The sequence below is a fragment of the Vibrio splendidus genome (assembly GCF_002873455.1).
Taxonomy (GTDB): domain Bacteria; phylum Pseudomonadota; class Gammaproteobacteria; order Enterobacterales; family Vibrionaceae; genus Vibrio; species Vibrio splendidus_J.
Map to the genome: position 1 here is coordinate 151,057 of NZ_MCUN01000006.1, position 14,473 is coordinate 165,529.

The 14,473-nt window shown below is 46.1% G+C and carries 15 protein-coding genes; 3 read left to right on the top strand and 12 right to left on the bottom strand.

The genetic code is table 11. The annotated features are described in order from the left end of the window. The first annotated feature begins 36 nt into the window (after nucleotides 1–36). Nucleotides 37–864, top strand: a complete 828-nt coding sequence (gene cysQ / locus BCU75_RS03955; RefSeq protein WP_102472985.1) for a 3'(2'),5'-bisphosphate nucleotidase CysQ — start codon at nucleotides 37–39, stop codon at nucleotides 862–864. 143 nt (nucleotides 865–1,007) lie between these two features. Here the strand turns inward: cysQ and BCU75_RS03960 are convergent, their stop codons facing one another. The 12 genes from BCU75_RS03960 to gspC form a co-directional block, all read right to left on the bottom strand. Continuing rightward, a complete protein-coding gene (locus tag BCU75_RS03960) occupies nucleotides 1,008–1,787 on the bottom strand; it encodes a type II secretion system protein N (RefSeq protein WP_102472986.1) in 780 nt (259 codons plus the stop codon). A 1-nt stretch (nucleotide 1,788) separates the two neighbouring features. Further along, nucleotides 1,789–2,277, bottom strand: a complete 489-nt coding sequence (locus BCU75_RS03965; RefSeq protein ID WP_017086954.1) for a type II secretion system protein M — start codon at nucleotides 2,275–2,277, stop codon at nucleotides 1,789–1,791. A 20-nt stretch (nucleotides 2,278–2,297) separates the two neighbouring features. Further along, nucleotides 2,298–3,545, bottom strand: coding sequence for a type II secretion system protein GspL (gene gspL / locus BCU75_RS03970; protein WP_102472987.1), 1,248 nt, complete (start codon nucleotides 3,543–3,545; stop codon nucleotides 2,298–2,300). Further along, nucleotides 3,514–4,563, bottom strand: a complete 1,050-nt coding sequence (gene gspK, locus BCU75_RS03975) for a type II secretion system minor pseudopilin GspK (protein ID WP_102472988.1) — start codon at nucleotides 4,561–4,563, stop codon at nucleotides 3,514–3,516. The genes gspL and gspK overlap by 32 nt, the downstream gene beginning before the upstream one ends. Beyond that, entirely contained in the window at nucleotides 4,547–5,314 is a 768-nt protein-coding gene (gene gspJ / locus BCU75_RS03980) for a type II secretion system minor pseudopilin GspJ (protein WP_102472989.1), read from the bottom strand. Before gspJ ends, gspK begins: the two co-directional genes overlap by 17 nt. Next, on the bottom strand, nucleotides 5,301–5,690 hold the full coding sequence (gene gspI / locus BCU75_RS03985; protein ID WP_102472990.1) for a type II secretion system minor pseudopilin GspI: 390 nt from the start codon (nucleotides 5,688–5,690) through the stop codon (nucleotides 5,301–5,303). The genes gspJ and gspI overlap by 14 nt, the downstream gene beginning before the upstream one ends. Next, nucleotides 5,677–6,270: a type II secretion system minor pseudopilin GspH gene (gene gspH / locus BCU75_RS03990; protein WP_102472991.1), complete on the bottom strand. Its 594-nt coding sequence runs from the start codon at nucleotides 6,268–6,270 to the stop codon at nucleotides 5,677–5,679. Before gspH ends, gspI begins: the two co-directional genes overlap by 14 nt. 100 nt (nucleotides 6,271–6,370) lie before the next feature. After that, a complete protein-coding gene (gspG, locus tag BCU75_RS03995) occupies nucleotides 6,371–6,814 on the bottom strand; it encodes a type II secretion system major pseudopilin GspG (protein WP_004735601.1) in 444 nt (147 codons plus the stop codon). Between the two features lie 88 nt (nucleotides 6,815–6,902). Beyond that, nucleotides 6,903–8,123, bottom strand: a complete 1,221-nt coding sequence (gene gspF, locus BCU75_RS04000; RefSeq protein WP_102472992.1) for a type II secretion system inner membrane protein GspF — start codon at nucleotides 8,121–8,123, stop codon at nucleotides 6,903–6,905. A gap of 1 nt (nucleotide 8,124) precedes the next feature. Continuing rightward, the gene (gspE, locus tag BCU75_RS04005) at nucleotides 8,125–9,627 is read right to left on the bottom strand and encodes a type II secretion system ATPase GspE (RefSeq protein WP_076676018.1); all 1,503 of its coding nucleotides are present in this window, start codon (nucleotides 9,625–9,627) and stop codon (nucleotides 8,125–8,127) included. After that, a complete protein-coding gene (gene gspD / locus BCU75_RS04010) occupies nucleotides 9,627–11,648 on the bottom strand; it encodes a type II secretion system secretin GspD (RefSeq protein ID WP_076676016.1) in 2,022 nt (673 codons plus the stop codon). The genes gspE and gspD overlap by 1 nt, the downstream gene beginning before the upstream one ends. 41 nt (nucleotides 11,649–11,689) lie before the next feature. Further along, complete coding sequence (gene gspC / locus BCU75_RS04015; protein ID WP_076676014.1) at nucleotides 11,690–12,586, bottom strand: type II secretion system protein GspC; 897 nt, start codon at nucleotides 12,584–12,586, stop codon at nucleotides 11,690–11,692. Between the two features lie 317 nt (nucleotides 12,587–12,903). Between gspC and hslR the strand changes: the two genes are divergently transcribed. Beyond that, complete coding sequence (gene hslR / locus BCU75_RS04020; RefSeq protein ID WP_004735595.1) at nucleotides 12,904–13,290, top strand: ribosome-associated heat shock protein Hsp15; 387 nt, start codon at nucleotides 12,904–12,906, stop codon at nucleotides 13,288–13,290. An 18-nt stretch (nucleotides 13,291–13,308) separates the two neighbouring features. After that, a complete protein-coding gene (gene hslO / locus BCU75_RS04025; RefSeq protein ID WP_076676012.1) occupies nucleotides 13,309–14,202 on the top strand; it encodes an Hsp33 family molecular chaperone HslO in 894 nt (297 codons plus the stop codon). Nucleotides 14,203–14,473 lie beyond the last annotated feature (271 nt).

Genomic DNA, 14,473 nt, shown 5'->3' on the forward strand with positions numbered 1-14,473 from the left:
ACATTCAGGCTCCGCTCGAAGAGTAAGAGAATATTTATGCCAATAACAAAAGATTTGTCTCACCTCCTACCCTCTATCATTGAGATTGCTCGCTCTGCAGGCCAACTCATCTTAGAGATTTACGAGAAAAAGGATTACGAAGAGTTCATCAAGAGTGATGACACTCCGGTAACCAGTGCCGACCTTGCAGCACATAAGCTGATATTAAAAAAACTCAGTGAATTGACGCCTGATATTCCCGTATTATCCGAAGAAGACGCCGACATCAGCCTGGAGCAACGCTCTCAATGGGATCGTTACTGGTTGGTTGACCCACTCGATGGCACGCAAGAGTTCATCGCAAGAAGTGGTGATTTCGCGACAATTATCGCCTTAATTGAGCACAACAAGCCAGTAATGGGCGTCGTGTACGCGCCTGTTTCAGGTGTGAGCTATTATGCTTACAGTGGCAAAGGGGCGTGGAAGATTCCTGACCTCAACGACAGCGTGAAAATCAAAACGCATCGCCACGAGCTGCTAAACCAATCGATCGCAATGGCGATCAGTCGCCGTCAAGACATCAACCGCATTACTAGTCGTATGAGCTCTGCTTGGAACTACGACTTGGTTCCTCTTGGCTCAGCAGCGCTTAAGGCATGTTTAGTCGCAGAAGGTGCTGTGGATTGTTATCTACGTATTGGACCAACCGGAGAATGGGATACAGCGGCAACCCAGTGCATTGTTGAAGAAGCCGGCGGTCGAATCCTGAGCACTCAATTAGAGCCACTCTCTTACAATGAAAGAGATACTCTCGAGAATCCAAACTTCATTGTGCTTGGCGATGCAGACTTACCTTGGGCAGAAATCTTACAAGGTAAAGACTAAACTCGACAGCTTTGATCGTGGTTAAGCAGTTAAGCATTCAAACAAAACGGGCACCTCACTGAGAGGTGCCCGTTTTTTATAGTTCGCGATTTGATCGCCAAATTTACTGACCTACAAAGACTAGCTCAGAAGTAGATACTGGGCTAAAAGCGGCCTTGATAAGTAAATTGGTATTTACCTTGGCTATCAGGATTACCCAACCACTTAAGCTGACTCTGCATCGCCGGTGGGAATTCTGCACCCGGTTTAAACCATGCCGCCGACGTGTAGCGTTGGTTAGGTGTTACGCTCGCTGAGAACTCACTGTCCACCTGCTCGCTCTTCTGAGTACCTTTGGCTGCAATGGTGTTGTCTTCACAGGTAATATCCGCAATCACAGGACCAAGATCTAACGAACCAACCGGAGAGTCGATCGCCGCACCAGACCAAGCAAGCGTACCTTCGCCTAATTGACACCAAGGCTGAGCGTGAACCGCATGCTTAATCGTTAGTTCAACTTGTCCTGCAATGGAGGCAGGCACTGGGATAGCAGGCGCATACTTCATCACGTTGCTAGCTGGCATTGATGCCACTAAGTTTTCCGCGTAAGCACCACTCATGCTATACCCGACACGACCTTTACCGGATAAGTTCATGTCACTGTTACGGCCAAAGCGAACCGCGAGTTCTGCTTTGGCTTGGAATAGTTTCGAGAACTGGAAGTCCCACTGCACTGAGCCGTAATTGACACGCTGCCACGCGATATTGTTAGCTCGACCTTGCCAAACTGTGCCCTCTACGCCTTCAATGCTTAAACCACGCACAACGGGAGCATGCTTGAGAACAAAAGCGGCAGGCAAATGCAGCAACAAGCTTACCGAGAAAAAAACGATAAAAATGATGCTGAATAACAGGCCATATTTGAAAGATAAACCGCGTTTCACATTAACCTCGTTTAAACTGTAGTCGGTTGATCTCGATAACCCCAGGGCTATCAGAGCGATCAATATCCATAAACTCAACCTCAACACCCTGCTTTTCTTTCAAGTATGTCAGCCAGTCAACAAACTTATTAAAGGGCACAGGCTTAATCCATACTTGCAGCATCTCACCACGTGGTTGCACGCGTATCAGCTCGATATTAAAACGGCGCATAGAAGCAGGCACAGATTGGTTTAAAGGCTGACTGGCACTGATGCCACCGCTGCCTCGTAGTTCAACCACTTGATTGGCTTTGTCGGTTACCCAAGCAAGAAGCTGCTTCTCACTTTGAATGCGGCTTTGTGCAAGTTCAGCTCGCTGACTGAGTGGCTGTAATAACCCCCAATAAACGACACCCAATACCAATAAAACTGAGCAACCAACAACTAATCGCTGCTCTCTTTGACTTATTGAAGTCCACCACGCTTGGAGTGGTTCAATCATATTTCTCATCACTGATCTCCTTACGCAGGTTATTGATGGGGTTTAAGAGTAAAACTGCCAAATACGGCATCGCCATTACGGTTCAATGGCCCTTGCTCAACGACAAACTTCTCTTCGAGTTTCACCCTTGCGGTCTCAAAGTGTTGGAAGTCAGAACTTTTAGCCTGCAGTCGAACCTCAGAACGGTTGCCATCGTAGCGAATGCTTTCAACTTCGATCGTCTTCACTTGCCCTAAGGTTTCAGGCAGCAGAGCTAACCAACCGAGTAAGGAATCATCCTCGCCGGAGCCACCGTATTTCTTAGCTTCGTCGTTCATCTGACGCTTAAGGTAGCTTATTGTCGGAATTCGTTGTTTACCTGGCAGCACAGCTCTAAAAATACGTTCACTCTCGGCTCTGTAAGCTTCGGCTTGCGCTTCATACTGCTGAACCTTCAACACTTGTTGAGTCACAATCACGGCCACCAGCAAACAAGCAGCAATCGCCACTTTCTGCCAAACACGCCAATATTTACTGAATGAAGATTTGGTTTTAAAGGTGCCAGTCAGTAAATTCACGCTGCTTGTGATCGCCTGCTGACTCAATAAAGACATCACTAATTCAGCAGGCTTAGCTTGCCACTCCACGCCACTTTGCTGTTGAACGTCGTCGCTCGGCATCGCGGTGTAGCTGAAAATTGTCGCCGCTTGATCTTCGTCGTCAGCGACAACCCAATCACTTTGCAAAAACATCGGTAACCAAGCTTCGCTGATCGATACGGCTTGATATTTACCTTGACGTTGAGAGTTACCTTGGCGTAATAACCAATGTTGGTCGATCTGCAATGCACTGATGCCTTGTTCTTCAAAAGGTACGGCTAGTGTATCTGGCAGCACCTTACGGAAGATAATATTGGCTTCGCGAAACAGGTCTAAGGCTTGTTTTAACCATTCACGATCCACACCACACACGGTAGCGTGATTCACGTCTTTATCTAAAATGGTCAGGTGTAAGTCTTCGATATCTTGTGCCACTTCGTCTTCTAACAAAAACGGCAACATAGAATCGAACTGGCGAGCAGCACCTTTCGGGATCTCAACACGCTTAATTAAGCATTCATTTCCCGGCAATAAAGCGATACAGCTGCGTTTTTCAGCGTAAGGCGTTAACTCGTCAAGCTGTTCCCAGCCAGACAGTTCACCACTTGCTATCACTTCTTGTTGGCTTGTCGACCAAACTAACCACTGCACTGGGCTTTGTGGTTCGCTACTCAGTCGAACGGTCAGAAACTCGCTCACTGATTCCTCCAAAACGACGGCGTACTACCGTCACTGTTTCTCGATTACTACTATAGAAAAGCGTCCGTATACGTACACGAGACTGCTCAACTAATACCTCTGCATCTAGCTCAAAATAGGCGCTATCTACAGTTAAATATGCTTTCGCTTTCTTGCTGACTTCGGCACTCACACCAACAATGGCAGACTCAGCCATAAATGCATCAACCGTATCCCAACCATCAAACGGGCGTTTGTCTATCAGCTGTTTGGCATCCGACTCACTTAAACCGGGGGCAAACATCGCTTCCAATAAAGGCGCCTGCTTTTCCGTGAGAGTATTCACGTTCAAGCGGAAATCATCGGTTGGCAGAGCGCACACAAATGGCCGAACCTTATTCATCACCTCACCAGTAACCTGATAAACCGCTCGTAGCTCCGATTCATCGGCCATTAAGCCATTCGCCGCCAAATAAGAGGGCTTCATCGCTTCATAGGTGCTGTCTTCTACACCAGACGAAGAGGTGGCTCGTGTATCCGCATCAACAAATTCCCACGTTGAATTTGCGATAACCTCAGCCTGATAAGGCTCAACGTCTTGGTTTTCCAATAAGGTTTGCCAAACCGTGATTAAATAAGGTGTCTGGTTACTTGAAGCGGTCGTAACCCCAGCCAAGGCATTAAGATTAAAACACGCCTGAGCGTCAACGATTCGACCCTTAACTTGGCCATAATCGAGTGGGTACACTTGCTCTTCTAACGCCCACGGCTGGCTTAAGTTTACGGTATCACTGTCTTTGTAGCTTTGCCTAATGCCGTCTTGCACAAGCGCTTCCACGCCAATGCTATACCAGTAGGCCTGTTGGTAATTCAGTTGGTTACCAACACGCTTGAATTGCGTAAACAAACGCTCGGACATGCTGCCAGCAATGGTTGCCATGATCGCCAATAGCATCAAAATAATGATCAGCGCGACACCACGTTGTTTGCGTCCCAAGGCTGACCTTGTCCTTATACGCTTGTTAGTTCGATGAGTCATTATTCCCCTCATTACTGCCTGAAGAGTCATTACTTGAAGAACCATCAGCCTGATCTAGGGTGCCACCTGGAGTGAGATAAACACGTTCTATCTCACCATAGTCTTTCAGTGTCAGCTTGAGCCTCACCGCTTTCGGCAGGGACTTATCGGTTTGCCACTCTTTACCCCAGCGACTCCCGTCATAAAACTCGATTTCAAAGCTTTCGACATCATCAAGCAGAGGAGTAATCACACCTTCTTGGCCTGCAGGCGTATCGGGATAACGCCACCATACACGCTCAAGTGTCTCTTCTTTGATGCGGTAGCCAACTTTCGTGACTTCTCCGCGAGGAAACTGCTGCTGCGGGTTGTGCCAACCTAGGCGAGTAAACATGATGCCAACACTGTCGGAGTCCAGTAAATACTCTTTCATTAAGATCAGCTTAGATGATGCTTCTTCACCATTGGTACGAAATTTTCGCACCGCCATCTGGCGAAAATCATTATCTAAAATAACCAAACTACGTTGCAGTTGATTCAAACGGGCGCTGCGCTCAATTGAGAGCTCGTTGCTTCTCTGCACCTGATTAACCACCTGATAAGCCGCCATACTTAGCGTGGCAAAGATAGCAATCGAGACCAAGACTTCAATTAGGGTAAAGCCTTTACTTTTTGAAGATAGACCTTGCTTACGCGGCGTACGCTTACCTGCTGACATGCTTTTATTTAGCGACATGGTCTTAGTTGACCACATGCTCTTAGTTAACCACATAACTGCGCACCGTAACGACTGGAGACGCTTTCTTGCTAGTTGCCGCACTCACATCAAACGCCTTTAATAAATTATCGCTGGTATCGATGGGAGTCACTTTCCAGAACCACTCTCTTCCCGCTAACTCTTGCGTACCCTGCGCTTTTTTAAGCTTCTCAGGATGCAGCATCACTAAAGCCATTTGATTATCAACGACCATTGCTGCGAAGGTTTTTTCTTCTAGATAGCTGAGTGTATTAATGTGCTGGGTGACGGCACGAATCACACTGATCGCCGCCGTAGCGAAGATAGCAAGCGCAACTAATACTTCAAGCAGAGTCATTCCTCGAGAACCAAGAGGCATACCACGAGAACGAGAACGGTTACTCCTCTTCATCTTCTTCTCCCGGCTCTAGTAGTCGAATCACACCATTATCTAACACTCGAATACGCCAGCCATCTTGCACGGTATCACCGGTATTTGGGTAGAAAGAAAGCGTAAACGGTGTCGTTTCAGCACTCGACAAGATGTAGATCTGGGGTGGCTTTGGCTTCTTTTCCTCTTCCAGATCGGCAAACATATCTTCATCAAATAAGCTTCCGGGATTGAACAAACGATCATCGTCTTCCCATGCGTCACCACCTAAAGTCAGTGACAACGCGAGTTCTTCCGGTAATTCAGTTGAAGAGGGGATCTTTTCGAAATCAGTTTCTTGCCAACCATCAGACTTAAGCGCCATAAGCACATAGGTCGATTTCTTTTCATCAATGCGAACACCAAAATCCAATCCACTCAAAATAGCTTCTTCATTGAGTAGCTGAATTCGTTGATAAAAACTTTGAGCGTATTTTTTAGCGACATCTTTACTATTGGTAGGGATGGTCGCGATCACCGCGACCGCCGTTACTGACAGTAATACCAACACCAAAAGAATCTCAATCAAGGTGAAACCTGGCTGTGTTTGCTTAGTTTTCACCTTGTAGACTCCATCTGCTTACGTTCTACCATCAATATCGGCATCAAACCCAATAACTTATCAAACAACAAGAACGTATCAAGCGACAACAAGCCGAAGCTTATTGAAAGTCTTGCATGTTCCAGTTGCCAATATCCGCAGCAATACCTTCACCGCCTTCTTGGCCATCTGCGCCGAGAGTGAAGATATCAATTGTGCCGTTATCGCCAGGGCTTAGGTATTGGTACTCATTACCCCATGGGTCGTTAGGTAGACGCTTGATGTAACCACCGTCACGGTAGTTACGAGGTTCGGGGCTGCTTGGCTTTGTTACCAATCCATCAAGACCTTGATCCGTCGTTGGGTAAACGCTGTTATCCAATTTGTACATGTCGAGCGCGTTCTCTAGCGCCACGATATCAGTGATGGCTTTCTGTTGGTCAGCTTTCTCTTTGTTACCTAAAAGGTTAGGAACAACAAAGCTTGCTAAAACACCAAGGATAACAACAACAACCATGACTTCTAATAGGGTAAAGCCTGACTGTTTTTTCATTTTATTTTTCATTATTTTCTCCAAATTGCAGATAGCGAGTTAAGGGAAATGATGTCCTTCTTCTCGATAATCCAAAAACTAACGTCTGATGAGCAGTACGTTAACCACTCATTAAATTGTTCATTTCAAGCATTGGCATCAGCGTCGCCATCACGATAAACAGCACTAAGCCTGCCATCAACGCGATAAGGGCTGGGGTAAAGATACCTAGGGCGATATTAACCGTCGACTCAAAGCTTTGGTCTTGGTTGTCTGCCGCTCTTGTCAGCATCTGTTCCAACTGACCACTCTGCTCACCACTGGCGATCATATGCAGCATCATCGGTGGAAAAAGTTTGGTTTGATCCAACGCTTTACGCAGGCTCGCACCTTCTCGAACGCTGTCTGATGCCTGTAATACTTGCTGTTTCACATGGTGATTCGACATAACATCAACCGCAACCTTCATACCTTCAAGGATTGGAATCGCACTCGATGTACAGATAGAGAGTGTTCGTGCAAAACGAGAGGTATTGATCCCTTTCGCTATCTTGCCGATCAGCGGGATACTCAATAGATTGCGATCCCAACTCATACGAACGCCCGGCTTTTTCAGCGCGGTCTTCACAAGAACAATCACACCAAGGGTCAGCAACAGTAATTGGATACCCCAATTCTGAATAAATTCACTCGATGCTAATAAAAATTGTGTCGATTGAGGAAGTTCTTGGCCCATCTGGATAATCGGCTCAACGATCTTAGGCACTACGGTGGCCAGTAGGAACGAAACAATCGTCACCGCAAACACCACCAGCACGATTGGGTAGATCATCGCTTGCAGCAGCTTAGAGCGCATTTTCTGACGATTCTCAGCGTAGTCAGCCAGTCGTTCCAATACCGCATCTAAGTGGCCAGATTTCTCACCAGCAGCAACCATGGCTCTGAATAGCTCATCGAAGATATGGGGATAATCAGACAAGCTATCTGCTAACGAATAACCTTCAGTCACCTTAGATCTCACCGCGAGTAGCATGGTGCGAATACGAGGTTTCTCAGACTGTTCGGCAACGGCTTTCAAGCACTCTTCCAACGGCATACCAGATTGAACGAGCGTGGATATTTGACGAGTAATAAGCGCAAGATCAGGCGTGCTGATGCCGCGTTTAAAGCTGGTCGATGGCTGAGCACCTTTTGCTATCTTTGCCTTAGCCTCGGTCATCTCAACCGGCATCAAGCCAAGTTCTTTGATTCTTTGGCGAGCCTGACGAGCATTATCTGCTTCAATTGAGCCTTTTTTACTTTTGCCTTTGGCATCCAGTGCTTTGTATTCAAATGCCGCCATACTAGACTTCCTTGGTCACACGCATCACTTCTTCTAGGGAAGTTACCCCTTTCAGAACTTTGCTCAAGCCATCATCTCGAATACTTGGTGTTGTGCCACGAATTGCTTTTTCAATCGCCTGTTCACCCGCTTCACTGTGAATCAACTCTTGTACTGAGTCATCAATCATCAGCAGCTCATGAATACCGGTACGGCCTCTGTATCCCTTATGGCCACACTCTTCACAACCTTTGGCATGGTAAAGCGTCAGGCTTTCTTTCTTCTTCAACCCAAACAGTTTCTTCTGCTCTTTATCGGCTTCATAAGGTTCTTTACATTCGTTACATAAAGTACGAACCAAGCGCTGAGCCAAAACACCCAGCAGCGAAGAAGAGATTAAGAAAGGTTCAATGCCCATATCACGCAGACGCGTGATCGCACCGATTGCTGTATTGGTGTGAAGGGTCGACATAACTAAGTGACCCGTTAAAGAAGCTTGAACAGCGATCTCAGCGGTCTCCAAATCACGTATCTCACCAATCATAACCACATCAGGATCTTGACGAAGAATGGCACGTAAGCCTCGCGCAAAGGTCATATCAACCTTAGGGTTCACTTGTGTTTGACCAATGCCATCGATATCGAATTCGATTGGGTCTTCAACGGTTAAAATGTTTCGTTCATTACTGTTGAGTTCTTGCAGACCAGCGTACAAGGTCGTCGATTTACCTGAACCTGTCGGGCCGGTCACCAAAATAATGCCGTGTGGGCGCTGAATCAGCTTACGGAAGTTTTCGTGGTTCTCTGCTGTCATACCTAAACTGTGCAAATCTAAGCGAGTGGCGTTTTTATCCAACAGACGCATTACCACACGCTCACCGTGCGAAGAAGGCATGGTTGAAACACGAACATCAACTGCTCGTCCACCAATACGCAGAGAAATACGACCATCTTGTGGCACGCGTTTTTCAGCAATGTCCAGTTTAGCCATAACCTTGACACGCGAAACCAATAACGGAGCCAGTTTACGGCTTGGCGCTAAAACATCACGCAGCACACCATCAACACGGAAACGGATCGACAACGACTTCTCAAAGGTTTCGATGTGTATATCCGAAGCACCCTCTTTGATCGCCTCACCCAGCATCGCATTGATTAACTTGATGATTGGCGCGTCGTCTTCTGACTCAAGCAGATCCTCATCTTGGGGTAGTTCTTCCGCTAGTGAGAAGAAATCATCACTATCAGCACCAATGTCTTCCATGAGTTGACGAGCTTCTGACGAGTCGCGCTGATAAGCATCGGTCAGTTTTTTATCAAACTCATCTAGAGTAATCGCTTGTGGCGTGAAACCATTTTTCACCACACGACTCACTTCAATGATCGCCGCCGATTTCAGTGGCTCAACATAATAAAGTATCGGTGCGCGCTCTGGATGTTGATACTCCAACACCATCTTATAGCGATTCGCAAAGCTAAACGGCAAGCGCTGATAAGTACTTGCCGCCCCTACCAATTCAGCCATTATTCTTGTTCCATTTGATCGATGAAGGCTTGAATTTCAGCCGGATGATTCATATCAGCGCCAAATTTAGGCAATACCGGGATGTTATCATCATCCAGTAGTTTCAAACCCTGCTCTGCCTTGTATAACTGCTCAGCACGGATGAAGTTGTATTTGCGCTGTGTGATACCATCGGCTGTCATACCATCACGAATAATGGTTGGTTTGATGAAGACCATTAAGTTCTTTTTCTCAACCTGAGTGCTGGTTGATTTGAACAAATGTCCAAGAAATGGAATATCACCCAAGAATGGTACCTTAGCTTCACTTTCCAGAGCACGCTCATCAATCAAACCACCCAAGACCAACATCTGACCATCTTCAATGATTACTGACGTGTTCAGTTGACGCTTAGCAAAGCGAACATCAACCGCACCATTTGCACCTAATACATTTGACACTTCTTGCTCAATATTTAGTTGTACTGAGTTACCTTCATTAATTTGTGGTATCACTTTCAGCTTGATACCCACCTCTTTGCGCTCAACGGTCTGGAATGGGTTATCGTTACTTGAACCTGCGGTAGATCCAGTCAGAACCGGAACTTCTTCACCCACTATGAATGAAGCTTCTCCATTGTCCATTACAGTAATACTTGGAGAAGAAAGAATATTTGAGTTTGAGTCTGTCGAAACGGCGCTAATCAATGCCGTCCAGTCACCCATAACAAGAGGTAATGCAGCACCATTTAGGCCACCTAAAGCAGAAGCTAAGGTCGAGTAATCACCAGGTTCTGTAACATCATATGGAACTCTATTGCCATTGTTATCGGTGTAGTATTCTGTACTTGTTTGATCTTTTGCTTCTTCTAAACCAACCATTACCTCACCAATTTTGGGCCCACTATTAGAAAATTGAATCGCACCACCATGCTCTAGAGAACCCCATTGCACACCAAGGTTGATGCCGTCACCCTCTGCCATCTCGACAATTAGGGCTTCAATCAATACTTGAGCACGACGAATATCCAGCTGTGCGATCACCTCTTGTAGCGCGTTCATGATGTCTGGTTGTGCGGTAATGACCAACGAGTTGGTGTCACTGTGAGCTGAGATCATCACTTGGTTGCGTTGCGATGAACTGCCTTTGGTTGAAGATTGCTTTTCTGATTGCAGGTTGTCCGACACGCCTTTCAGCACATCAACTAAATCTTCTGCTTTTGCATACTTAAGATAAATAACTTGGTTGTTGCCCTTGGTTGCCATTTCAACATCAAGCTGTTCAATCAGCCTTCTTAATCGGCTGCGTACCTTAGGGTCGCCTGAGATAAGAATCGCATTAGTACGCTCATCAGCAACTAATTTAGGTTGTAGGAAGGCAGGTGTGTTTTTAGCATCCGTGGTTTTACTCAGAGCATCAACGATACGTACCATTTCTGCCGCAGAAGCATTCTTTAGTTCAACGACTTCAATCTCTTTATCACCCGCTTGGTCAACACGCTTGATGATTTCAGCTAAACGGTTTACTACCGCCGCTCGGCCTGTAATAAGGATGATGTTGGCTGGGTCGTAGTGCACAACGTTACCCGCACCTGCATTGTCGTTCAGTTGACGAAGCAGAGGAGAAAGTTCACGTACTGAAACATTACGAACCGTCACAACACGTGTCACCACATTGTCGCCTTTGATCGTGTCACTGTCTCCAACGACTGGAATTGCCGACGTTTTAGAATCTTTGGCTTTGATGATCTTAAGAACACCCGAGTCCATTTCAACGACCGCGTAGCCATACACTTCCAATACGTTTAGGAAGAAGCTGTAATATTGCTCTTCATTGAGTACGTCGTAGCTGCGTACATCGATTTTTCCGCGCACCGAAGGGTCAACGATGATCGTCTTCTCTAGGTTACGACCAACAATATTAATAAACTCTTGAATATCAGTGCCTTTAAAACTGGCACTAAAATCACTAGCGATGGCTGCGGGTGTGCAGATTAAGCTTCCTGCCAATAACCATGCACTTTTCTTAAACCAATGCTTCACGTACTTCTCCTACACTTTCGTCCTTCGTTAGACGCAAAGTTTTAAAATTCAATAAACACTTCATGTTGTTGACCATCTCTCTCGACGACGAGGTTTAGCTCTGTCAGCTCTGAGATAGAACGGAATATGTTGCCCATAGCGGCTGGGTCTGTCAGGTCTTGTCCATTTAACTGAGTCGCAATATCTCCGTTTTGGAGCCCTACCGAGTTAAAAAGTTCTGAATCTTTGCCCGGGCTCACACGATAACCGATCACTTTATCGTCGCGCTTCACCTGAGACAGTCGAACATATTGGAAGATTTGTTGTGGATCTTTCATTATCTTCGCTTTAATTTCATCTAGCTTCTGTTCTGCAGAAGCTGGGTTATTGCCACGAACAGAAGAAGAGGTACGAGGTGGCGCGGGCGCTGATACAGACAAACGCTTGTACTCAATACCTTCAAGCATCAGGGTTTCGTCTCGCCCAGAGTTATCAATGATCACACGATCGACTAATACAGCTTTGAGCTTAGCTCTGGTACCTTCTATCTCTTCGTTAATTCCGTAGGTTGCTTGCGTGCCGCGATTAGCAATCACAGCCAAGCTCAGCTTTGGATTAGAGCTCGCTACCGCGCCCACCAAAACCAAATTCAATCGCGTCTTAGGTGCATCTTGGATAACTTGCTGTTCAACAACAGGAGCCGTGGTTGGGTTATAAGCACCAAACATATTGCTCTGCTGTAAAGAAGAGATATCAAGAGTCGATTGAGGCGTTGAAGACGATGAAGCCGCTGCAACCCATGGCACGACGGTTTGCTCAGCAGGTTCAATAAACCATGCAAGCTGTCCTAAAATCCATGCGGACGCTGCGATCAACACACAACAAAGAACAAGGCTCAGTTTCTGCTGGAGTAAAAATCCATTCTCTAAAAATCGGCTCAGCACCGGAGAGTTATCCATGCGAAGTTTGAGCTCTAAAAAGTTCACGTTCCCTAACCCTTTCTATAACGAAGAAAGCTGTAACCTATTAAACTATCAGCTTTTTTGTTCATAAATTCTGTTCCTGCTTATTAAAAGCATAAGATCCTGAACTATATCATAGCAAATCTATAAATCGGCATTACCTGAGCTATTTTGTAATCTTCCTTGAAAAAAAAGCCAATCGCCTCCACATAAGCTTCTACTAAATGTGATAAGCGTCATCAAATAAAATAAGTTGCATACTGTGATTAACAGTTAAACCACATTCATTTCTAACTGAAAAGGCACTGTCCTATATGAAAACGACTAATGAAGCTGTCAGACTCGATAAATGGTTGTGGGCAGCACGCTTTTATAAGACTCGTTCAATTGCTCGCAACATGGTCGATGGTGGCAAAGTCCACTATAATGGTCAGCGCAGCAAACCCAGCAAAATCGTAGAACTTGGGGCAGTGATTACCCTGCGCCAAGGGAATGAAGAAAAGACGGTCACCATAGAGAAGATATCCGCACACCGTGGCGGGGCGCCAGTCGCTCAAACCCTCTATGAAGAAACCACCGAAAGCTTGGCAAAAAGAGAGGAGTTTGCACAACAACGCAAGCTAAATGCTCATAGCCCAGCACCAGAACGTCGCCCAGATAAAAAGCAACGTCGTGACATCATCAAGTTCAAGACTCAATAAGCTAGAAGGAATAGCCAAATGGCAGACCCAATGTCTACAAGTAATGTTTTAAATCGCTACCTATTTGAAGACCTATCAGTACGTGGTGAATTGGTACAAATGGACGAAGCGTACCAACAGATTATTTCTAGCAAGGAATACCCAGCGCCAGTACAAAAGCTGTTGGGTGAGCTACTGGTTTCAACGACGCTACTAACTGCGACTCTAAAGTTTGAAGGCTCTATCACGATGCAACTGCAAGGTGATGGCCCAGTATCTCTAGCTGTTATTAATGGCGATAACGATCAGAAGATTCGTGGTGTTGCTCGCTTTGACGGTGACATTGCCGATGACGCTGGCTTACACGACCTTATGGGTAAAGGCCACCTAGTGATCACTATCGATCCTAAGAAAGGTGAGCGTTACCAAGGTATCGTTGGTCTTGAAGGTGACACTCTATCTGAAGTCCTTGAAGGTTACTTCGCAAACTCTGAGCAGCTAAAGACTCGTCTATGGTTACGCACGGGCGAGCACGAAGGTAAAGCACACGCTGCGGGTATGTTGTTGCAGGTTATGCCAGACGGCACGGGCACACCAGATGACTTCGAACACCTAGAGCAGTTAACTGACACCGTTAAAAACGAAGAGCTATTCTCTCTAGAAGCAAATGATTTGTTGTACCGCCTATACAACCAAGAGAAGGTTCAGGTGTTTACCCCTCAACCTGTCGAGTTCTTCTGTGGTTGTTCTCGTCAACGCAGTGGCGCCGCTATCATTACTGTTGCTCAAGAGGAGATCTACGACATCCTGAGTACAGAAGGTAGTGTTGGTCTTCATTGTGATTACTGTGGCACAAACTACTCGTTCGACAAGAACGACGTTGACGCACTGTACGCAGAAGCAGCAGATAAAGGCGACAATACGGTTCATTAATTTACAGCGCACCAAAAACACGTAATTTACCCCAAAAAGGTCAGCACTCAGCTGGCCTTTTTTGTGATCAAAATAGCGCAAAGCCCGTAACATCTCGTAATAAAATCACCGCTTAATTTTAATCGATTAATAATGTTCTCGCCCCTAGCGCAAAGGTTTGCGTACAGGATAGACTAGTCGGGCCAATATGTGACGAGGCGCTTAAAACCTCACGGTTAATATGGGTATTTTTTGAGCTATATCCCTGTTTCCCCCGAGCCTCGTTGTTAGC

Excerpts from the sequence above, each read along its gene's own strand:
- cysQ (WP_102472985.1), top strand. The coding sequence starts at position 37 with ATGCCAATAACAAAAGATTTGTCTCACCTCCTACCCTCTATCATTGAG.
- BCU75_RS03965 (WP_017086954.1), bottom strand. The coding sequence starts at position 2,277 with ATGAGAAATATGATTGAACCACTCCAAGCGTGGTGGACTTCAATAAGT.
- gspK (WP_102472988.1), bottom strand. The coding sequence starts at position 4,563 with ATGACTCATCGAACTAACAAGCGTATAAGGACAAGGTCAGCCTTGGGA.
- gspJ (WP_102472989.1), bottom strand. The coding sequence starts at position 5,314 with ATGTGGTTAACTAAGAGCATGTGGTCAACTAAGACCATGTCGCTAAAT.
- gspI (WP_102472990.1), bottom strand. The coding sequence starts at position 5,690 with ATGAAGAGGAGTAACCGTTCTCGTTCTCGTGGTATGCCTCTTGGTTCT.
- gspG (WP_004735601.1), bottom strand. The coding sequence starts at position 6,814 with ATGAAAAATAAAATGAAAAAACAGTCAGGCTTTACCCTATTAGAAGTC.
- gspF (WP_102472992.1), bottom strand. The coding sequence starts at position 8,123 with ATGGCGGCATTTGAATACAAAGCACTGGATGCCAAAGGCAAAAGTAAA.
- gspE (WP_076676018.1), bottom strand. The coding sequence starts at position 9,627 with ATGGCTGAATTGGTAGGGGCGGCAAGTACTTATCAGCGCTTGCCGTTT.
- gspC (WP_076676014.1), bottom strand. The coding sequence starts at position 12,586 with ATGGATAACTCTCCGGTGCTGAGCCGATTTTTAGAGAATGGATTTTTA.
- hslR (WP_004735595.1), top strand. The coding sequence starts at position 12,904 with ATGAAAACGACTAATGAAGCTGTCAGACTCGATAAATGGTTGTGGGCA.
- hslO (WP_076676012.1), top strand. The coding sequence starts at position 13,309 with ATGGCAGACCCAATGTCTACAAGTAATGTTTTAAATCGCTACCTATTT.